General features: G+C 60.5%; 10 protein-coding genes. 6 read left to right on the top strand and 4 right to left on the bottom strand.

The window, feature by feature from the left end; translation table 11 throughout:
- Nucleotides 1-129 precede the first annotated feature (129 nt).
- The 3 genes from GWR55_RS14420 to GWR55_RS14430 all read left to right on the top strand — a co-directional run bounded on the left by GWR55_RS14420 (nucleotide 130) and on the right by GWR55_RS14430 (nucleotide 5,785).
- On the top strand, nucleotides 130-459 hold the full coding sequence (locus tag GWR55_RS14420; RefSeq protein WP_162402880.1) for a PadR family transcriptional regulator: 330 nt from the start codon (nucleotides 130-132) through the stop codon (nucleotides 457-459).
- A gap of 2 nt (nucleotides 460-461) precedes the next feature.
- Nucleotides 462-3,119 carry an ABC transporter permease gene (locus GWR55_RS14425; protein ID WP_162402881.1) on the top strand — a complete coding sequence of 886 codons (2,658 nt, stop codon included), beginning with the start codon at nucleotides 462-464 and terminating at the stop codon, nucleotides 3,117-3,119.
- 158 nt (nucleotides 3,120-3,277) lie between these two features.
- A complete protein-coding gene (locus tag GWR55_RS14430) occupies nucleotides 3,278-5,785 on the top strand; it encodes an ABC transporter permease (protein ID WP_162402882.1) in 2,508 nt (835 codons plus the stop codon).
- Between the two features lie 48 nt (nucleotides 5,786-5,833).
- On the opposite strand, the gene GWR55_RS14435 is transcribed toward GWR55_RS14430, so the two are convergent.
- From GWR55_RS14435 to obgE, 3 genes are all read right to left on the bottom strand, one after another.
- Nucleotides 5,834-5,986, bottom strand: a complete 153-nt coding sequence (locus GWR55_RS14435; RefSeq protein WP_162402883.1) for a hypothetical protein — start codon at nucleotides 5,984-5,986, stop codon at nucleotides 5,834-5,836.
- A gap of 362 nt (nucleotides 5,987-6,348) precedes the next feature.
- On the bottom strand, nucleotides 6,349-9,507 hold the full coding sequence (locus tag GWR55_RS14440; RefSeq protein ID WP_162402884.1) for a TonB-dependent receptor: 3,159 nt from the start codon (nucleotides 9,505-9,507) through the stop codon (nucleotides 6,349-6,351).
- A 294-nt stretch (nucleotides 9,508-9,801) separates the two neighbouring features.
- Nucleotides 9,802-10,905 (bottom strand): GTPase ObgE, encoded by a 1,104-nt coding sequence (obgE, locus tag GWR55_RS14445; protein WP_162402885.1) that lies wholly within the window; start codon nucleotides 10,903-10,905, stop codon nucleotides 9,802-9,804.
- Between the two features lie 306 nt (nucleotides 10,906-11,211).
- Here obgE and GWR55_RS14450 point away from each other — a divergent pair, with 306 nt between their 5' ends.
- The 3 genes from GWR55_RS14450 to GWR55_RS14460 all read left to right on the top strand — a co-directional run bounded on the left by GWR55_RS14450 (nucleotide 11,212) and on the right by GWR55_RS14460 (nucleotide 20,026).
- Nucleotides 11,212-14,490: a TonB-dependent receptor gene (locus tag GWR55_RS14450; RefSeq protein WP_162402886.1), complete on the top strand. Its 3,279-nt coding sequence runs from the start codon at nucleotides 11,212-11,214 to the stop codon at nucleotides 14,488-14,490.
- A 222-nt stretch (nucleotides 14,491-14,712) separates the two neighbouring features.
- Nucleotides 14,713-18,126 carry a TonB-dependent receptor gene (locus GWR55_RS14455; protein ID WP_238398434.1) on the top strand — a complete coding sequence of 1,138 codons (3,414 nt, stop codon included), beginning with the start codon at nucleotides 14,713-14,715 and terminating at the stop codon, nucleotides 18,124-18,126.
- A gap of 220 nt (nucleotides 18,127-18,346) precedes the next feature.
- Nucleotides 18,347-20,026 carry an energy transducer TonB gene (locus GWR55_RS14460; RefSeq protein ID WP_162402887.1) on the top strand — a complete coding sequence of 560 codons (1,680 nt, stop codon included), beginning with the start codon at nucleotides 18,347-18,349 and terminating at the stop codon, nucleotides 20,024-20,026.
- A gap of 334 nt (nucleotides 20,027-20,360) precedes the next feature.
- Here the strand turns inward: GWR55_RS14460 and GWR55_RS14465 are convergent, their stop codons facing one another.
- Nucleotides 20,361-21,407, bottom strand: a complete 1,047-nt coding sequence (locus GWR55_RS14465; RefSeq protein ID WP_238398435.1) for a glycoside hydrolase family 105 protein — start codon at nucleotides 21,405-21,407, stop codon at nucleotides 20,361-20,363.
- Nucleotides 21,408-21,571: the final 164 nt, after the last annotated feature.

Consider the following 21,571-nt stretch of genomic DNA (forward strand, 5'->3'; position numbering starts at 1 on the left):
TTTCAAAAAAGACAGATATGGACGCTCCGGTCGGGATGACACCTTCAAAAAACGGCATTCCGTCACATTCCCCTTGATTGTCTAGAGGAGTTTACTGTACCTCTAGATGATCAAGAGGAGCACGGGTGTATGGACGAGGAATCTACGGAACTGGTACAGGGGACACTGGACATGCTGATCCTGAAGACGCTGACCCTGATGCCGATGCACGGCTACGGGATCGCGATGCGGATTGAGCAGATCAGCGACGGTGCGTTCCGGGTCAACCCGGGATCGCTGCTGCCTGCGTTGAGCCGCATGGAGCGTGCTGGCCGGGTGAAGGGCGAGTGGAAGGCGACGGAGAACAACCGACGGGCGCGGTACTACTCGATTACCGAAAAGGGGCGCAAGGCCTTCAAGGCGGAGACGGCGACCTGGGGCAGGCAGATAGCGGCGATTCACAAGATCCTGGAGGCATAGCCATGGGATGGATACGGAGTCTGCAGGCGGGCGTCAGGGCGCTTCGCGATAAGAGGGCGCGCAACGTGGAGATCGAAGAAGAGCTTGCGTCCTACGTCCGCGAATGGACGGAGGAGAAGGTGCGGCGGGGGATGAGTCCGGAAGATGCCGCAAGGGCCGTGCGGCGGGAGGCGGGAAGTGCGATCGCGGTAAGGCAGCAGGTGTGGAACGCCGGGTGGGAGGCGTGGCTAGATCGTTTGTGGAGTGACGTGCGGTACACGTTCCGACGTCTATCGCGCATGCCGGGGCTGCTCTTTGTGCTGGTGCTCTCGATCGGGATTGGCATTGCGGCGAACGCTACGGTCTTTGCGATTGTCAGCAAGTTCATTCTCCAGCCGCTCCCGGTCGGCGATCCGGGCACGCTGCTCTCGATCATGCGGACGTTCGATCATGGGCAGTGCTGCAACAATCTTCCTGCGCCGGTGATTCGTGACGTCCGAAGCATGAGCCAGACCTTCTCGGATGTGGCGGCTTACGACGAGCTGCTGCCTGCTTCGATGGGAGGAGGGGCCGAGCCGCAGCGCATCTGGGGACAGGCGACGAGCGCAAACTACTTCGACGTCGCCCAGGTAAGCATGGCCGCCGGGCGCGGCTTCGCCGCAGGGGAAGAGAAGGCGCCGGTGATCGTGATCGGCTATAGGCTGTGGCAGCAGATGTTCCGGGGCGATCCGGAGATTGCGGGCAGACAGATTCAGGTTTCAGGGCATGTCTATACGGTTGTGGGGGTGGCGCCGAGGGGATTTCGCGGGCTGGACCAGATTCTCGATCCGCAGTTCTGGGTGCCGCTGGGCGATCTCGGCGAGCTGACAGCGAACTCTCCCAAGGAAGATTCGCGAACGACCCAGTGGCTGCGCGCGGTGGGGCGGCTGAAGCCCGGCGTTACGCGGGAACAGGCTGCGCATGAGATGGACGTGATTGCCGGTAGGCTGGCGCAGATGTATCCGGCGACGGATAAAGGCAATGGACTTGTGCTGGAGTCCGTCGGCGACCTGCCCGCGCGGGATAAGCGCTCCATGCAGTTCTTTCTTATGGCACTGTCGGCGATCGCGTTCCTGGTGCTTTGTATTGCCTGCGCGAATGTTGCGAATCTGCTGCTTGCGCAGGGGGCGCAGCGTCAGCGCGAGATGGCGGTTCGTCTGGCGCTGGGCTCGACGCGTGGCCGGTTGATGCGGCAGATCCTGATGGAAAGCACGCTGATTGCACTGGCTGGAGGAACAGCGGGAGTGCTGCTCTCATTGTGGGCTACGTATGCGCTCTCGTCGTTCCGGTTGCCGGTCCCTGTCGCGATGGATCTGAGTGTGCACGTGGACTGGCGGGTGCTGCTGTATTCCCTGCTCCTGAGTATCGTCGCGGGGGTGCTGTGCGGGTTTGTGCCGTCGTGGGCGGCGTCACGTCCTGCGATGCCGAATGCACTGAAGGGAGAAGATGCCCTGGCGCGGCCTGGCCGCCGGTGGAGCCTGCGAGAGGTGCTGGTGGCCACGCAGATCACGTTGTCGCTGGTGCTGCTGTGTGGCGCCGGGCTGTTTCTGCGGAGTCTGGAGAAGGCATCGAAGATCGACGTGGGATTTCGGTCGCGTGGGCTGGTCATGATGTCGATCGATCCGCAGCTGCATCGCTACACGGCAGATCGCTCTATCGTGCTGTTGAAAGATGTGTTGGAGCGAATCGCTGCTCTGCCGGGCATTCGTTCCGCGACGCTGACCGATGGCGTTCCGCTTTCGATGGGACATCGCAGCGATGGGTTTGAGGTGCCGGGCAGGCCCAAGCCGCAGGGCCAAAACGTCGTCGAGTTGTACATGGCTGGCCCTGAATACTTTGAGACGATGGGGATCCCGCGCATCGCGGGGCGTGATCTTGCGAACGAGAATGCCGCTGCGATGAAGGTCGGCGTCGTGAACCAGGAGTTCGTGCGCAGGTTCTTTCAGGGAGAGAATCCCGTTGGCCACACGGTAAACGGTGCGGGTGTGCCTTACCAGATTGTCGGTGTGGTGGGAGACACGAAGTCGCGCACGCTTGGAGAGCAGCAGCGGCCAGTGCTGTACCGCTCCATCTATCAGAACATCGCGAGCGATCCGTCACAGGATGGATATACGGTGATTGCGCGATATGAAGGCGACCCCGCCGCACTGACGAAGAGCATGGAGGGGGCGATTCATGCCGCGGATCGATCGCTTGCCGTCTTCAACGTGCAGACCATGGAGGAGCACATGAACGATGCGCTGTTCCTCCCGCGGCTGGTGGGAAGCCTGTTTGCGGTCTTCGGAATCGCGGGAGTTCTGCTGGCCTCCATTGGCCTGTATGGAGTGATGAGCTACGCGGTGAGCCAGCGGACGAAAGAGATCGGCGTGCGCATGGCATTGGGCGCGAGGGCCTCGCAGGTGCAGGCGATGGTGGTTCGGGGCGGGCTGCGGCTGGTCGTCATCGCGATGGTGCTGGGGGTTCCGCTGGCGCTGGCGGCGGCGAAACTCACACGAAGCCTGCTGTATGGAATTGCTCCCTGGGATACGACGACGTTTACCGTGGTTCCGCTGCTGCTGGCAGCGATCTCGCTGCTTGCCTGCTGGATTCCGTCACGAAGAGCATCGCGGGTGGACCCGATGGAGGCGCTGCGGACGGAGTAGCGCTGCGGGCTGTTCATTTCCGGACGACGGAGTACAGAAATGAACAGAGCGGCGGCGTGCGGGAGCGGCCAAGTCGCTGAAAAATATGCGGCAGCGGGTGGACGTCTACGTGCTGTATCGGAACGGCAAACACTTTTCTGTCTGCGAGGTGGGTTCCGATGCAGAACATTCTAAGCGACTTGCGGTATGCGCTGCGGCAGCTGCGCCGCTCTCCTGTCTTTGCCCTGACCGCGATGCTGACGCTGGCTCTGGGGGTTGGAGCTAATACTGCGGTCTTCTCATTGCTGGACCAGGCGCTGCTGCGGGCGCTTCCGGTGCGGCAGCCGGAGAGGCTGGTGTATCTGCAGGGGACGGGCGACGCCTGGCGCGGGCATACCAGCAGTCACGGCGGCGGAGTAGCCTCTTACTTCTCGTATCCCATGTATCGCGATCTCAGGGACAAGGACGCAGCCTTCGATGGCTTGATTGCGACCACCAAACAGATGGTCGATCTCACTCGCAACAACACCTCTGCGTTTGCCGAGGCGGAGATTGTGAGCGGCAACTACTTCGATGTGCTTGGAGTGCAGCCTGCGCTCGGCAGAGTGTTCAACCAGTCCGACGATGTAACCGCAGGCGCGGCGCCAGTGGTTGTGTTGAGCTTTGACTACTGGCGCAGGCGGATGAACGCCGATCCTTCTGCGATCAACCAGACGATCTCGCTCAACGGACAGCCGTTCAGGGTGATCGGCGTAACCGGGGCCGGATTTCACAGTGCCGTGTGGGGAGAGAATCCGGCACTGTTTGTTCCTATGGCGATGCTCGACCAGGTAATTCCGGGACAGGGGAAACGACTGGGCGATCACACGGACCGCTGGTTGAATATCGTTGGACGCCTGAAAGACGGAGTCAGCATTGCGCAGGCGCAGGTCATCAGTGCTCCTCTATGGCATGCGCTGCGGGCGGATGAGTTGAAGACCCTGGGGTCCACGTCGAAGCGATTCACCGATGAGTACCTGACGAACAGCCGTCTGCTGGTCCAGCCCGGGGAGAGGGGCTTTTCCTACAACCGCGAGAGCTTTGAGACGCCGTTGATGGTGGTGATGGGAATGGCGCTGCTGGTGCTGCTGATTGCAGCGACCAATGTGGCGAGCCTGTTGCTGGTGCGCTCGTCCGCTCGGCTGAGGGAGTTTTCGCTGCGCTATGCTCTTGGAGCACGCGCAGGCCGCATCGTGCAGCAGCTTCTGCTGGAAGGCCTCCTGATCGGCGCGGGTGGCGGGCTGATGGGGATACTTCTTGCTCCGCCTGCGATTCGCACGCTTGCAGCAAGGATGGGAAGCGCGTTTACGGCTACGATCGATCAGCGGCTTCTTGTCTTCAACTTTGCAACGGCCATCGTTGTGAGTCTTCTGTTCAGCCTGGCTCCTGCGATCCAGCTTCTGCGCCCGCAGCTTTCGCAGATGCTGCGGACCCAGGCTTCCACGGGGACCGGAGGGATGCTCGGATTTCGACGCATCGTTGTGGGAACGCAGATTGGCCTGAGCCTGTTGCTGCTGGTAGCGGCAGGATTGTTTGTGAAGACGCTGCATCAGCTTCGCATGGCAGACGTGGGTTACAGGACGGACCATCTTGTTGGCTTCGGCCTGGCGCCGCGGCTGGCCGGGTATACGCCCGAGAGAATACCGCAGCTGCGGCTTCAGATTCTGAACAGCCTGGAAGCAGCGCCCGGGGTAGAGGGCGTGGGCGCTGCCAACAGTCCGCAGCTGAGCGGCCAGATGCACACCGGCAATATGGCCTTCGCTGCTTACAAGGCTGCGCCGGATGAAGACATCATCATCGACAAGACCGGCGTGAGTCCCGGCTTCTTCGATGCGCTGGGAGTGCCGCTGATTGCCGGAAGAGGTTTCACCCTGCAGGACAACAACGAACACCCGCGGGTCGCTATCGTGAACGAGTCCCTGGCGAAGAGATACTTCGGCTCCGCCGCCAAGGCTGTTGGGCAGAGAGCGGCCGATGGCGGGCCATCCAGACCGATGGATACGGAGATCATCGGCGTCGTGCGCGACTTTCATCACGAGGGCCTGCGCGATGCGGTCACGCCCGCTCTCTTCATGCCGCTGGAGCAGGCCTCCGACGCCGATGCCAGCAGGGCGATCTACTTCTACATCCGCACGCACGTTGCGCCGACGGCCATGTTTGATTCGGTGCGGCGATCCATTGGAAGCATCGATCCGCTGCTGGCGATCGACAATCTGCAGACGATGGAGATGCAGATCGATCGCGACATGAGGAACGAGAGCATGATCGAGCTGTTGGCGCTGACCTTTGGGGCCCTGGCGACGTTGCTTGCAGGCATCGGGGTCTACGGGGTGGTCGCTTACACGACAGGCCAGAGGACACGGGAGATAGGGATTCGCATCGCGCTGGGGTCTTCGCGCTGGTCCATCTCGAGGCTTGTCTTTGGGGATGTGCTCAGGCTGGCCGGCGTGGGTGTGCTGGTTGGGATTCCGATGGCGATTGCGCTGGCGCGGCTGTTGCGAAGCCAGTTATTTGGAGTGACGCCTGCCGATCCTTTTGTGCTGGCCCTTGCGGTGGGCATTGTGGCTGCGGTGGCTTTGGGTGCGGCGCTCCTGCCTGCACGCAAAGCTGCCTCGGTCGATCCATCGGAGGTTCTGCGAGCAGAGTAGATGCCGGCGCGGCCGTCCTGCTGTCCGCGCCGGCACGATCATTCATACTCAGACAACATCGCCCTTGCAGCCGGGATGGCCGCATTTGCACATGATCTCGGTTGTTCCCTTTGTGCTCTCGCAGTAGGTGCTGCAGTAGTCCTCACCCTTGGGCACGGTACAGCTACAGGCTGGCTGGGCGCATTTTTTTGTTTCGCTCATCGGGTTCTCTCCGTCGAGGATTTGCGTGCTCATGGTTTGGATGCAGGTTGGCGGGAAGATGTCGAGGTGTGGGGGAAGCCTTGAAAGAGTGCCGCGCAGAAGAGGCCAGCCGACAGAATTCTGCCAGAGTTGCCGGGTGTGTGGATAATCTTTGCCTCAGCGAGCAAACCGCAGATCCTTCGACCCTGCATCTCGCGATAAAACCGCGACATGCTTCGCTCAGGATGACACGACTTTGGATTGGTGCGGGATAAGAGGAAATGAGGGGGAGGATGAAGCGGATCTTTCCGCTCCATCCTCCCGATGGCTGCCGGAGAGCAAGGATCCCCGGTTTGTTTTCATAGTGATGAGTTCTCAGCGACCTAGAAGAGATACTTCACGGCAAGCTGCAGCTCGCGGTTGTTGATCTTCGTCGACGAGATCTGTCCGAAGGAGGAGTTCGTCGGCGAGTAGGAGGAGTTGGGGTTGGAGAACTGCGGAGTGTTGAGCGCGTTGAAGGCCTCGAAGCGCACCTGCAGGTTGTGCGAGTCCGCATACGGCATGGCGAAGTTCTTCATGACCGAGACGTTCACCGTCTTGGTTCCCGGCCCAACGAGGTAGTTGCGCGGCGTGTTTCCAAAGGCGAATCCGCTCAGAGCGAAGGCGTTTCTGGTGTACCAGCCATTGGTGGCGGACTTGTTGGTGATGTAAGGATTGACGCCCGTGAGAGTGGGACGCTGCCAGGGATTGTCCACGTTCTGCGAGTCGGTGCTCTGGGTCACGTTGACGGGGCTTCCGCTGGCGAGGGTGATCAGGCCGTTGAGGGTCCAGCCGTTGGCGCCCAGGCCTGCCAGCTTGCTTTTGGCGAAGTCGGGCAGGCGATAGACGTAGGCGACTACGAGGTTATGCCGCTGGTCGGCGGTTCCCGAGGCCCACTCATGCGGATTCCGCACGTCCTGGCAGGTGCAGCCGCCGGTGTTGGTGGAGTTGCCCTGGTTGTCGAACATGTGCGACCAGACATAGGAGACGGTGATGTTCGATCGGGTGTTGACCCTCCACTCGAAGTGCTCCTGCAGGGCGTTGTAATTGGAGGCGCCAGTGAAGTCGAGCGCGCGGATACGGGCGAAGGTGTTGTAAGGACGCCGCGCCTGGATGGCTCCCGGACCGGGCAGCGGCGAGTTGAAGTATTGAATGCTGGTATCCAGATCGCTCCCCTTGGTTCCAACGTAGGACGTGGTCAGCACTGCCTTGCCGAACTGCTGTTCGACGGTGGCGTTCCAGGTCTGGATCATCACATCGGGGCGGCGCCGATCGGCAGGCATCGTCACTACGTTGAAGAAGGGTGGATTGGGATAGAGGGCTGCCGGTACCGGAGTCTCGATCGTGGCGACCGGATTCAGGGTTGGGTTGGTGATGGTCAGGCTTCCTGCCGTCGGCGGGTTCAACTGCATGATGTTGATGTTGTCGAACTGTCCGCCATAGTACGTGATGCCGTATCCGCCGCGGATCACCGTCGTTGGCGTCGCGCTGTAGGCAAAGCCGAGGCGCGGAGCGATGTCCTTGTAGGTGATGGACCAGACATCGTTCAGGCGCTGTCCGGGCGCAGGCGTCAGCACCGGTGGATTCTGACCGAAGTCTAATGTGCGCGAGACGTTGTTGAGATCGACCGGAGGAGCGTAGATCTCATAGCGGATCCCGAGATTGAGGGTCAGCTTGTCGTTGACGCGGTAGTTGTCCTGGAAGTACTCGGCGGTCCTCCACTGGCGGGCTGCAGTGATGGGCACGCCTTCGGGCGTAACCGAGGTGCGCGGTACGCCCAACATGAAGTCCGCGGGAGCGTAGTTCGTTAGGTCTCCGGTGAAGCTCTGCTGTCCGAAGGGCGTATTGTTTGTGGTGGCATTGCCCGCCACTTTACGGATGTCGGCTCCGAAGAGCAGCGTGTGCTTGCCCTTCGTGTACGTGATGTTGTCAGCCACCATGAAGGTGCGGCTGTAGTCCAGGTTGGAGGCAGCCCGCGAGTCGCCCATGCCGAGGTAGTTCGAGATGCTCAGCAGGGGGAAGCCCTCTTCGTTCCGGGTTAGAGGCCTTCCATTCGGTCCGCCGACGAGGAAGCCGTTGATTCCCAGCGACTCAATCGTAAAGTCCGTACCGGTGCGCACGCTGAGCTGCTTGACGTGCTCCAGGTTGACGCCGGCGCGCACCTCGTTCACCAGCGATGGTGAGAAGACGTGGATGTATTGCAGCGCCGCGTTGTGCATGGGGTAGGTGCCGGTATAGCGGAAGTTGGGATTCAGGTCCGTATCCGGGAAGTCGCGGTGGCTGTAGATGTAGTGGATGAAGATGGAGTTGTGGTCATTGAACCGGTGATCGACGCGACCGATGTACTGATTGTTGGACTGATTGCCGATGCTGACCCCGGAGTAGTTCTGTCCGCCGGCGAAGCTTCCATTCGGCAGCGGCATGTAGGTGTCGATGATGTTCTTCGATACCGGGTTCACCGGGATCTGATTGTTTGCGTAGGTGCCGCCGGTATATGGGTTTCTCAACTGGCCAGCGAAGGCCGAGAAGTCTCCATTTCGCTCGGCAGGCGTAAGCACCTTGCTGAGTGCGGGGATCTCCGCGATGGAGCGAAGGCCTTCGTAGCTGGCAAAGAAGAAGGTCTTGTTGCGGAAGATGGGACCACCCAGCGTGGCTCCAAACTGGTTCTGCTTGAGGGCGTTCTTTTTGAGCGGAGCCTTCCGGTAGTAGTTGCGAGCGTCGACGGCGTCGTTGCGAATGAATTCAAAGGCGCTGCCGTGAAACGAGTTGGTTCCGCTCTTCAACTGCACGTTGATGTTGGTACCGGCGGAGAAGCCATACTCGGCAGAGAAGTTGCCGGTCTGCACGCGGAACTCTTCAATGGCGTCGACGGAAGGATAGTTGTTGACGTAGGCCGATCGCGTGTTGGTCATGACGACACCGTCGACCTGCACGGCTCCCCAGTCGCCGCGTCCGCTGTTAGAGGCGATGGTTGATCCGGCCGTGGAGGAAGAGTGGTTGTCCGGGTTGGAGATGCGAACGCCGGGGGTAAGCACCGCAAGATCGTTGAACTTGCGTCCGTTCAGCGGGAGATTGACGGTGCGATTGGTATCGACGGTCGCACCCAGCGAGGCGTTCTCGCTCTGCAGAAGAGGCACGGCGGCGTTGACCTCGACCGTCTGCTGGGTTCCGCTGACCGACATGGCGACATCGAGGTGAATCTGTTGTGAGAGCGCCAACTGGATGCCGCTTCGCGTGGCAGGCGCAAAGCCGGCCGCGTTGACGGTGACGGTGTAAAGACCGGGAACAAGATACTGCACCCGGTACTGCCCGTCGCCGGTGGTTTTAACGGTCTTCTCCTGACCGGTCGCCTCGGCGTGAACGACGACCGTGGCATCGGGAATCACCGAGCCCTGAGGGTCGGTGACCGACCCGAGGATGGAGGTGTCGACTGTTTGACCGAACAGGGTTGAGCCGAAGAAAGAGACAACGAAAAGAAACAGACAGCCGTGCAACTTTCGCATAAAGCCTCCGAAGAAAAACGGTAGCAACGTCCCTTGGGATACACGCTGGTGTATCCGTTGATCGTGCGCTGAGTTGTAGGTGCTCTGATGGGGAAAACGGTTTACGTTCTAGTGACCAGATTAAAGACCGGAACCCAAAACACGTCTTATGACAATTGCCTTAAAGATCCGTAAGGATTTGAAAAATATTTTTGGTCACGCGAAGAACGTTATCGCAATGTTGCGAGTTATGCAATATGTATTTCTTATCCCACAATGAAAAAAGTACCTGGAGGGGACCTTTGCCTGAAACAACTACCGCCGACTGCGCCGCGCAGATGCCGCAGGTGGAGGATAGGCGCGTTTGATCTTTTCCGGCAACTCCTCGCGAACCTCTTCCATCACTACGGGACGATGCTGTTGGACGGCAGCAGCGATGGCGTACTTCAGCGCGTCGAGTCCTTCACCGGTAACTCCGGAGATGGGGTAGAGGGGCATCTTGCGGCGCTTCGCATAGGTGGTGAGCTTCTTGAGTTTGTCGGGATTGGCGACATCGGCCTTGGACGCAACGATGATAGTAGGGCGCTTAGGGAGTTCGGGGTCGAAGCTTTCGAGCTCGGCGGTAATGATCTTGAAGTCTTCTACGGGGTCGGGGCGCCCGCTGGCGTCGGAGATATCGACGAGGTGAACGATAACGCTGGTGCGTTCGATGTGCTTGAGGAACTGAATGCCGAGGCCTGACCCCTCGTGCGCACCTTCGATCAGGCCGGGAAGATCGGCGATGGTGAAGGACTGCTCATGCGGCCAGTCGCCTACCTTGACGACGCCGAGGTTGGGTTGGAGGGTGGTAAAGGCGTAGTTGGCGATCTTGGGCCGGGCCGCGGAGAGCCGCGAGATCAGGGTCGATTTGCCGACGTTGGGATAGCCGACCAGGCCGGCGTCGGCAAGGAGACGAAGCTCCAGCCGGAGATGGCGCTCTTCGCCGGGGCGGCCGAGTTCGTGTTCGCGCGGGGCCTGATGGGTGCTGGTGGCGAAATGCTGATTGCCGCGACCGCCGCGACCGCCGCGAGCGATCACAATGGTCTCGTTGGTCCGGGTGAAGTCGTGCATCAGCTCGCCGGTATCTTCGTCGTAGACCAGCGTACCTACGGGCACCTGAAGCAGAAGAGGCTCGCCGGAGTGTCCTGACATGTTGGAGCCCATGCCGTGCTCGCCGCGTTCGGATTTGTGCTCCGGATTGAAGCGAAAGTGGACGAGCGTGTTGTGACTGAGCGACGAAGTCATCAGGATGTCGCCGCCGTGGCCGCCGTCGCCACCGGACGGCCCGCCACGGGGAACGAACTTTTCGCGCCGGAAGGCCATGCAGCCATTTCCGCCGTCGCCGGCCTTTACGTGGATTTTTGCCTCGTCGATAAACATTTTCACATCCAGTTTACAGGGAGTGGTTAAGCTAGGACCATACGCAGACTGTTCGGTTGCACCGGGTAAGTCCCGACCTCTATAGAGATACGCAGAATATAGAGAAGCACAGGGATGTTATCCCGCCATTATGATCCGGGCCCGTTTTTATGGATGGTCCGGCCGTACCCTTCCGATAAAGGGCCCTCATCGCAGAGCGATGGGCTAGGTCTGTTTCTCGACGACGACAAAAACCCTTTGGCCACTATCATCCCGCACCTGTTTTCGGGGGTGCGCGCGTGGTCAGCTTTCAGGAGACCTTTTTCCATGATCAATATATCTTTCAAACGGCTTGCATGTGTCGTAGCGCTGCTGGGCGCAGCCTCGCTGGCGGGTCATGCCCAGTCGGCGACCGACGGCGCCATCTCTGGAACCGTCACCGATGCGACGGACGCCGCCATTTCGGGCGCGCAGGTCCAGGTGCACAACAACGGCACCGGCAAGGATATTTCGCTGGTTACGGATGCGAGCGGCTTTTACAAGGCTGCGCTGCTGCAGCCCGGCACCTACGCGGTGACCATCACGGCCGATGGCTTCAATGTCTCGAAGACGGATGGCATCGTGGTGCAGCTGAACCAGGTGACCACGGTCAGCCCGCACCTGGCGATCGGCTCCACCGCGCAGACGGTTGAGATTTCGGCCGACGCTCCCGTCCTCAACTTCGATTCGCCGGTGTATGGCGGACATCTGGACACCAAGGAGATTGAGAACCTTCCGATCAACGGACGCCGCTGGAGCACACTGACGCTGCTGACTCCGGGCGTCACGGCGGACTCGCCCAACGGATTCGGCCTCATCAGCTTCCGCGCCATGAGCCCGCTGATGAACAACGTGCAGATCGACGGCATCGACGATAACCAGGGCTTCTACGCGGAAGAGCGTGGCCGCACGCGCGTGGGTTACTCCACCTCGCAGGTTGCCGTGGCCGAGTTCCAGGTAAACACCGGCGTCTACGCTGCTGACCTGGGCCGCGCTGTCGGCGGCGTGGTCAACACCGTCACCAAGAGCGGAACCAACAACCTGCATGGCGAGGTCTACTTCTACGACCGCGACAACAGCTGGGGCGCCTACAACCCGTACACCACGAACACGTACTACGATGCGACCAGCAACAGCTTCTATACGCAGTCCTACAAGCCGAAGGACTGGCGCAAGAACTGGGGCTTCGGCGTAGGCGGACCTCTGGTCAAGGACAAGCTCTTCTGGTTTTATGCCTATGACCAGTACAAGAGAAACTTCCCCGGTACGGGCAAGGCGGGCAATCCGAACCTGTTCTTCGCGGCTCCCACCTCGTCGCAGCTGGCCACGCTGCAGAACCGTCTTGGCTTCGCCACTCCGACAGCCGCTGCAGCAGCTTATAACGCAGGCCTGCAGGACCTGCTGGGCGATCTCGGTCCGGTGGCACGTACCGGCAACCAGGTCATCAACACGCCCAAGATCGACTGGCAGATCAACCAGAAGCATCATGTCAGCTTCCTGTATCACCGGCTGCGCTGGGATTCGCCCGCGGGCGTGCAGACGCAGGCGACCAACACCTACGCGGTCGACGCCTTCGGCAACGACTTTGTGAAGCTGGACTACGGCATGGCCAAACTGGACAGCCTGTTTACATCGCGTCTGTCCAACCAGATCCGCTTCGGCTATGGCCGCGAGCTGGATTACGAGACGGCGCAGAACCCCACGCAGTACACCCAGCGGCACCTTACGCCGAGCAGCGGTACTCCGGTTGAGGTCTCGCTGGGCGGCAGCAATGGCTTCACGCTGGGCTCGCCCTACTATGGCTATCGCTTCGCATATCCCGACGAGCGCAAGTGGCAGATCGGCGATACAGCAAGCTACATCGCGGGCAAGCACTCCATCCGTTTCGGTACGGATATCCTGCACAACTACGATCTGCAGAACAACCTGTACCATGGCAACGCGCAGATCAGCTATTCGAGCTATCTGAACTACCTGTCGGACATTCTGCGTCCTGCAGGCTCGAACGGAACCTGCGACACGGCGCGCACGGGCGCGGGCAATCTTCCCTGCTACGACTCCTACAACCAGGGCTTCGGGCCGACGACCTTCGACCTGGCGACGACGGACCTTGCCTTCTTCGTGCAGGACGACTGGAAGGTGACGCCGAACCTTACCCTGAACCTCGGCGTGCGCTATGACTACGAGATGATTCCGTCGCCGTATGCTGCGTTGGCCAACCCGCTCTTCCCCGAGGTGGGCAACAAATTCAGCGACAAGAACAATATTGCTCCGCGACTGGGCTTTGCCTGGGATCCGTTTGGCCACGGCACGACCGTTGTGCGCGGCGGATACGGCATCTTCTTCGGCCGCATCCCCAACTCGATTCTGCTGAACGTGTACTACAACACGGGATCGAAGGCGAGCCAGGTGCAGTACTCGCTGAACAACACGACCGGCCCGGCGATCACCAATGTGCTGACTGCGCCTCCTACGACGGGAGCCAGCTCGGCGCCGAATATCCAGTACTTCGACAAGAACTTCCAGAGCCCGGCGGCGCACGAGTTTGACCTTGCGGTCCAGCAGGATCTCGGCAAGGCCAACATCCTGTCGGTCAGTTATGTGGGGACGCTCGGCCGCCAGCTTCCGAACTTCCTGAACACGAACCTGAATCCGAACGCAACCTACACCGCGACCTACAACGTGGTGGCAGGAAGCGACGGCACCTGCGGTCCACTGAACTGCGGCCCCATTACGGAGAAGGTCTACGCCAACTCGCAGCAGACCACGCCCGCAGGTTCACCGAAGAGCGTTCTGGTAAACCCGAACTTCGGCGCGACTACGAAGGTGGTAAGCAACATCAACTCCAGCTACAACGCGCTGACGTTCGAGATTCAGAACCGCACCTTCAAGCGGGTGACGTTCGACGCGAACTACACCTGGGCGCATGCTCTGGACTTCAACCAGAATCAGTCGACCAACCCGACGACGAACAGCTGGCTGGATCCGTATGCGAATGCCCGCGTGAACTACGGCAACTCGAACTTCAATATTCCCAACCGCTTCGTGGGGTGGGCGATCGTGAATGTTCCGGGAACCAGCCGCAACACGTTCTACAAGTACCTGACCAACGGTTGGTCGCTGAAGCCGGTCTTCCAGGCGCAGTCCGGCTTTCCGTACTCGCTCAATACCAATGGCAATGCACCGAACCAGGTCTTCGGTTCGGCTGCGAACTGCGCTTCGAACGGCGTAGGCTGCTACCGTCCTAACGGATCGGGTGTCTCCGGAACCAGCGTGACCTACATTCCGGAACTTGGCCGCAACAGCCGCCAGTATCCGCGCACGATGGTTGTGGATCTCCGCGCCCAGAAGGACTTCGCCCTCACCGAAAAGTACAACCTCGAGCTGATCGGCGAGGCCTTCAACCTGGCGAACCACCAGAACGTGACCCAGGTGAACACCACCGGGTACACCTTCTCCGGCACCAACCTGCAGTACAACCCTGCTGCAGGAACGCCGCAGAACTCCAACTCGAACTTTGCTTATAGCCCGCGTCAGGTGCAGCTGGCGATCCGGCTGATGTTCTAACACCGTACCTTAAGGTGCAATCACCCGATTCGTCATCCTTCGCGTTGCTCAGAATGACGGCTTTTGGGATTCATTCGGCGGTGGCTTCGGCTGCCGCTCTTTTTCGTTGCAGCTCCTACATCCTTTAGGGACTTTTCCCTTTCAGCGTGCTTTGGTTAGTCTGCGGTTGTCTCCCCCGAAACTCATTGGCGGAAGCAGAGACAGACCACCGCTGGAGAAGGAATGCACGTTTGTCGCACACTATTTAAATCCAGGCTGCTATATCTGGATACGACACGATGCAGAACGCCTCTCCTGATCTTCCTTACGATCCTCATCCTCTCCATCTCTTCCATGCATGCCCAGACGACGGTGGAAGGCGTGGTTCAGGGCACAATCGTCGACCCCGCGAAGTCAACCGTTGTGCACGCGAGCGTGTCACTGGAAGATCGGTCGCGCGGCCTTGTCTTCCGCACCACGAGCGACCAGCATGGCGCATTCATCTTCTCGCGGGCGCCTGCGGGATTCTATACGGTGACGGTGCGTGCGCCCGGCTTTGCCACGCTGGTTGTAAGCCAGGTGCGGGTAGAGGTGGGTGGAGTTTCAACTTTGCAACTGCGCCTGACGCTGGCGGCTCTTGAGACCAGCGTTACGGTCGTCGATAACGAAGTGGAGAGCATCAGCCTCGATCGTCCTGCCGGAACGGCGGTTACGCACGTTGTCGATACGGAAGAGCTACAGACTCTACCGGTGAACGGACGGCGATGGCAGAGCTTCGCTCTGCTGACGCCCGCGGCAAACCAGGATGACGATGGCATCGGAGAGCTTCTCAGCTTTCGCGGGCTCGCCGTCACGCAGAACAGCACGACGATCGACGGCCTCTCGGACGACCAGAGCTTTCAGAGTGTGCCACGCGGCATGTCCACGGTAGACGAAGCCAAGGATGATGCGCAGGTCAGCGGAGTCGAATCCGGCGGCGCACGGCGGACAGCAGCGTCGTGGAGGCGGCGGGGCGCGGCCTACACCTTCTCGCAGGAGGCGGTGCGGGAGTTTCGGGTCAACACGCAGAACTACTCGGCCCTGTATGGCCGTGGAGTGGGAGGGTCGATTGCGACCATCTCAAAGAGCGGGACGGATGAGCTGCATGGCTCGGGCTTCTACACGGCGCGGTCGAGCACATGGGGTGCGACGAATCCCTTTTCCATTGCGACCGCCTATCGCGACGGCGTCATCACCAGTGAAGTGGTCAAGCCACATGACCTGCGAGAGCAGTTCGGCGGAACCGTCGGTGGCGCGCTGGTTCGCGGACGGCTGTTTTATTTCTACGCGTTCGATCAACAGAGACGTGGCTTTCCGGCGATTGGAGCGCCGGGCGACCCGGAGTTCTATCGCCTGACTCCGATGCAGAGCGCGCTGCTGGCAAATCGCGGCGTAACACCTGCGAAGGGAAATGCGGCTCTCAACTATCTGAGCGGACTTACCGGCAAGGTGGATCGCAGGGACGATCAGACCATCAACTTCATCAAGCTGGACTGGCAGGCGAGCAGACGCAACCGCATCAGCGTGCAGTACAACCGCCTGCGCTCGGCCGCGCCTGCAGGGCTGCGCGGAGCGCCTGTCGTCGACCGTGGCGCAGCCAGCCTGGGTAGCGGCTACGTCAGGTTGGATACTGCCGCGGCACGCTGGACGTGGACGCTGTCCTCGCATCTGAGCCATGAGATTCGTTTTGCCTACGGGCATGACCTGCAGTACGAGCAGGCACAGCAGCCGCTTCCGCAGGAGCCCGCTGTCGGCCCGGGAGGATATGTTCCGCAGATCTCTATCGGGCCTGCGGGACTTACCTTCGGGACTCCCGCAGGCGTGGGCCGCCGCGCGTATCCCGATGAAGACCGACTGCAGATGGTCGATACAGTCAGCTGGGCCTTTGGGCATCACCTTGTGCAAGCGGGTGTGGACGTCAGCCTTCTGAAAGACAGGGTGAGTTCCCTGGACAACACGGTCGGGACCTTCCACTACGACAGCGGAACCACAAACGGTCATGCGGGGGGGCTGGTGGACTGGATCACCGATTACACCTTCGATGTACATGCTTATCCGAATGGTGGCTGCCCTTCGATCTCCGCTACGGTGCACAACTTCTGCTTTCGTTCGTATACGCAGAGCTTCGGAGAGCAGAAGCTCTCGTTTCACACGCAGGAGTGGGCCGGGTTTATCGATGACAACTGGCGCGTGCGTCCCGGGCTGAGTGTTCGCGCCGGATTGCGCTATGAGTACGAGCTGCTTCCTCTGCCGCAGCATCCGAATGCGGCACTTGATTCGGTCTTCGGGGCCTGGGGTTCTACCAGTGTCCTCCCCGAGGACCGGAACAACTTCGGCCCACGCCTGGGGCTATCGTGGGCTCCCTTCGGCATAAGCAACGGCGTGCTGCGTGTGGGTTATGGGATCTACTACGGACGCCTGCCGGGAGCGACGGTGCAAAGTGCGCTGGTCAATACGGCGCAGACGGTTTCTTCGACTCACATCAGCATCACTCCGAACACCATCACGGCATGTCCGCAGGTGGCGAACCAGGGTTTTGGATATGTCTGCAGCTATACGTCCATGCCGTCTGCGGCGATAACGTCAACCACATCCGCAACCATCTTCAACAAAACTTTTCGCATGCCCATGGTGCAACAGGGCAGCGTTGCGGTAGAGCGACAGGTCGGGCACGGGCTGGTTGCCAGCGCAACGTATCTCTTCAATCTTGATCGCCAGCTTGCCGGCGCCGTGGACCGCAACATTGCGCCCTCCGCCCAGGTGAGGACCTTCATGGTGCAGGGAGGAAGAGGCGTTCCCGGTGTTCTGGACGGCGAGCTGTTCGCCGTTCCGGTCTACACGGCACGCATCAGCGACCGTTATGGCCCGGTCACGGTGGTGAACTCCGGAATCAACGCGAGCTACAACGCGCTGACCCTGGAGGCACGCCGCAGAGGCCGCCACGGGCTGGAGTTTCATCTCTCCTGGACGTGGTCGAAGGCGATCGACCAGGGGCAGAACGCCGGAGCATCGCCGCAAAGCAACTCGCAGTTCGATCCCTTCACGGTGCAGTACGACAAGGGGCTTTCGCGGCTGAACTTTCCGCACAAGATCGTAGGGAGTGCCGTGTGGGAGCCTCGCCTGCGAACGCGAGAGGCGTGGCTTTCGCGCATAGCGAATGGATGGACGCTGTCGGGAATCTTCTATGAGACGAGCGGACGGCCCTATAGCTACGAGATCTTTGGCGGCACACGCCTAACCGGTGGCCGCGAGAGCATTAACGGATCGGGCGGCGCCGTCTACCTGCCCACGGTGGGGAGAAATACGCTTCGTCTTCCCGATACCAGCCGCGTGGATCTTCGCATCGCGCGGCTGGTTCGTGCAGGCGAACATGTGCGAGTAAGGGCTACGGTAGAGGCGTTCAACCTGGCCAACCACGTCAGCTACACCGGCGTTCAGCAGCGTGCCTTCCTGGTGGGAGTGCCTGCGACCAACGGGGTAACTCCTCTGATCTACCAGGACGCCGAAACGATCGCACGAGAGGGATTGAATGTTCGACCCTTTGGGGTCTACACCGCTTCAGCGGCGAATAATACCAGGGAGCGGCAGATACAGATCGGGCTGCGACTGGATTTCTGAGCACGTCTCTCCCGGATTCGCCTGCGGCTGGTTTCTTCCGGATGGCCGGCTATTTCTTCATACAAGTGCACTCAATTTCCACAGCGGGGTGAGAGTACGAAATTGCGAGGCGTGCTCTATCTCTCTGTAACGATGCGGGATATTGAGGCTTGGGGGAAACAGTTCATCCTGGCCCTTCATTTGCATCCAACGTGGGTGGGGGAGTGTGCCGCGGAGATAGATGCCAGTGATGGACCGAAGGATGACGCTCGTTTTGGAAGAGAAGGAAAATCACGATCAGGCAGTGAAGCGGTTTCGTTCGCTGTGTGATATGCACCGGGTTCCCTGCGGGCAGGCGGGAGATTTGCGCCAGTTTATGGCTGCGCTCAAGGAAAATCGCCACTTCGCCATGGACTTCTGGGCGATGGTGGGCGACCTGAGTGCGCGCGAGCGCGGCACGCTGAGCGACGACGAGATGCTGGCCATGATCGTCGAAGGCTCGTCGGGAAAGACGATCTCTGAGCTGCCACTGAACGAGAAGGTCGTGACCGCCGGATTAAAGAATTTGCTCGCCGGGGTGGATGTCGACGCCGGATTGTTGGAAGAAGAGGTGAGCGCGCCAGCGGGTGGGCCGTCTGTCGAGGCGCCTGCTGAGCATCTTCCACTGACAGAAGCGACTCGCCGTGTTGAAGCGGAGCGTAGCGCGGAGACATCCCGTGTGGCAGCTGCCGCTGAGACGAAACATTCGGTCGAAGAGGCGCTGCGACGGCTGGAAGAGACCAGCCGCGAGTTACGCAATCAGCTTGCAGCCCTGGCAGCGATGGATCAGCTCCGGCGCGAGGCACGAGAGCAGGCGACTGCTGCGGAGAAGGAGACTCAGGCAAGTCCTGTTCCACAGGATGCATCTTCGTCTGTTGCCGCACAGCAGGTTTCGGAAGAGGCGCAAAGGGCCGCCACCGCGAGGTATGCGGCGGAAACGCGGGAGCCTGCGTCTTCGTCGGCATCCTTGCCCACGGCAGAACCGGTTCTCTCGCCCCGGAGACCGATGCGTATCTTGGAGGAGCGCGGCGTCTTCGAGCCTTCGCAGCACAGCACGTTGTCGCATCGCGGCTTCGTCCCGCGCGATGCGGACGACGATCCCTCCATCCATGTCCCGCTGGCCGAGTATGCAGAGGAGAACCCGAGTCGCATCGGCGTTGGAACCATCCTGCTGATCGTCCTCGTGGCGGCGCTTATCGTTGGGGGTTTCGCTTTGCATAAGGGCTACGGGCGTGACCAGGTTGCGAGCGCGAAGGCGGCGATGCTGAACAAGATCGGCCTGTTTGGCGCAGAGCTGCATGACGTCGCATCGCCATCATCCCAGCCTGCCAGTCAGTCCGGGCAGGCGAGCAACCAGCCGGGTGGCCAGAACGGCAACGAGCCTCAGTCCTCCGCGCCTGCACCTGCACCAGGTGAGCGGGCCCCCATATTGCAGCCCTCGCAGGCAGGCGATCATCCGCAGTCGGCCTTGCCCGAGCCGTCACAGCAGCACAACCCAGCCGGGACACAGCAGAATGCCAGGCGCTCGCGCGCGGTCGCCGATGCACAAAACTATCGCAGGGTCGCTCGTCCTGAGGCCATGCCGATTGAACCGGGAGCGGTGCGCGTGTCCTCTTCCGTGATGAGCGCGAACCTGCTTTCATCGCGCGTTGCGGTCTATCCGGAGGATGCAAGAACGAGGGGGATCGAAGGCACCGTCGAGGTGGAGGCCGTGATCTCGAGGACAGGGGCCGTTGAGTACGCCCGTGCCGTTTCGGGAGATCCCCATCTGCGGTCTGCAGCGGAAGAGGCCGTGATGAAGTGGAGATACAAGCCTTACACGATCAACGGAACTCCGGTCCAGGCGGTCACGCAGGTACGGGTGAACTTCCGGCTGCGATAGGGTATATCCACATGCATCGGAAATTCGTTACCCGAAAATGCACGATGGCAGTCGATTCGGAGTACACACTTCTGACTTTCTCCGGGTAGCTGTCATCCTGAGCGAAGCTTCGCGGTCTTATCGCGGGAAGCGGAGTCGAAGGATCTGCGGTTTACCGGCCTCAACTACCATCCCACACCGCAGATCCTTCGACTCAGCGCTGGCGCGCTCCGCTCAGGATGACACCTGTGGAAAGCAGGTCTCTATGTGGATGCAGCCCAAAGGATTGTAAGAACAACAAAAAGAGCTCCCCTGAAGGGAGCCCTTTTCGTTGTTAGGCGTCTTATCCGGCTGCCTACTTCACGCCCTCGCGCAGCAGGGCATCGGCAGACCACAACACCGGGGCTTGTCCGTGGAAGTCGCCTGTGCGGCGCTTGCGCTGGTAGTAGTACTCGAGCGAGTCTTTCTTACCTGTTCCCTCACAGACCTGGGTCACGTCGTAGTTCTGGTCGACGTAGCCGACGACGGCGATCCACGCCTTGCGGGCCGCTGGGCCGTAGGTCTTTGCGTCCAGCCATCCATGCTTGACGCCGGTGATCATGCCGAAGGCGAACATCGCGGAGCTGGAGCTTTCGGGCCACGCATCGTCCTTGTCGATCAGCTGACGCCACATGCCATCCTTGCCCTGGTACTTCAGCAGCGAGGCCATCATCAGTTTGTAACCCTTCATGATGCGCGCGCGGTCGGGATGGTTCTGCGGCAGCTCGGTCAGCATCTCGGCCATGCCGGCGGCCACCCATCCATCGCCGCGGCCCCAGAAGTACTTCACATCGGGCGCGTGATAAAAGAGGCCATTCGGCTGTTGCAGCTTATCGAGATAGGCCACCATCTCCTTGGCGTCTCGGTCGAGATACTTCTTGTCGCCGGTCGCGCGGTAGGCCTCAAGCTGCAGCATCGTCAGCATGTACATGTCGTCGATCCAGAAGCGGGTCTCAGCGGAGAGGCCATCCGGCTGCGGATTCTCCCACTGGCGGTCGGCCCACCACACACCCTCCTTGAGGAACTTCGCATCCTTGGTCTCACGTGCGATCTCCAGCGGAACGACACCGAAGATGGAGTCGTCGACATGGTGACGGACGGGACGGCGCGCCTCCTCGGCTCCACCGGGCATCAGGGGCTCAAACTTCTTGATCAGCGCATCGCGCAGGGCGGTGTCGTGCGTCAGCTCCGCAAACTGCAGAGCGCCATACCAGGTGCAGACCTCGGAGTAATGGATGGTCTTGGTGTACTGGTGCGGGCTGGTGACGAAGTGATCGGCCAGGTGCTTGCCTACTTCCTGGGGACTGGTTCCCGAAGGCCAGTTGGTAAAGTAGCTCTCCTGCGCGACCCCGGTCGCAGCCATCGAACATACAAGCAAACATCCGGCAAACACGCCTTTCAGTGACATTGCGTTTTACGTCCTTCCATCATCAGGTTTTTGGGTCCGGCCTATTCTAAATAGCGCGATGTACGGCTGCCTATAACCATTGTGAAATATTTTATCTTTTGAAAGTCATCTCCCCTGAG

Source organism: Edaphobacter sp. 12200R-103, from assembly GCF_010093025.1.
Lineage (GTDB): Bacteria > Acidobacteriota > Terriglobia > Terriglobales > Acidobacteriaceae > Edaphobacter.

Excerpts from the sequence above, each read along its gene's own strand:
- GWR55_RS14420 (WP_162402880.1), top strand. The coding sequence starts at position 130 with ATGGACGAGGAATCTACGGAACTGGTACAGGGGACACTGGACATGCTG.
- GWR55_RS14425 (WP_162402881.1), top strand. The coding sequence starts at position 462 with ATGGGATGGATACGGAGTCTGCAGGCGGGCGTCAGGGCGCTTCGCGAT.
- GWR55_RS14430 (WP_162402882.1), top strand. The coding sequence starts at position 3,278 with ATGCAGAACATTCTAAGCGACTTGCGGTATGCGCTGCGGCAGCTGCGC.
- GWR55_RS14435 (WP_162402883.1), bottom strand. The coding sequence starts at position 5,986 with ATGAGCGAAACAAAAAAATGCGCCCAGCCAGCCTGTAGCTGTACCGTG.
- GWR55_RS14440 (WP_162402884.1), bottom strand. The coding sequence starts at position 9,507 with ATGCGAAAGTTGCACGGCTGTCTGTTTCTTTTCGTTGTCTCTTTCTTC.
- obgE (WP_162402885.1), bottom strand. The coding sequence starts at position 10,905 with ATGTTTATCGACGAGGCAAAAATCCACGTAAAGGCCGGCGACGGCGGA.
- GWR55_RS14450 (WP_162402886.1), top strand. The coding sequence starts at position 11,212 with ATGATCAATATATCTTTCAAACGGCTTGCATGTGTCGTAGCGCTGCTG.
- GWR55_RS14455 (WP_238398434.1), top strand. The coding sequence starts at position 14,713 with ATGCACGTTTGTCGCACACTATTTAAATCCAGGCTGCTATATCTGGAT.
- GWR55_RS14460 (WP_162402887.1), top strand. The coding sequence starts at position 18,347 with ATGCCAGTGATGGACCGAAGGATGACGCTCGTTTTGGAAGAGAAGGAA.
- GWR55_RS14465 (WP_238398435.1), bottom strand. The coding sequence starts at position 21,407 with ATGGCTGCGACCGGGGTCGCGCAGGAGAGCTACTTTACCAACTGGCCT.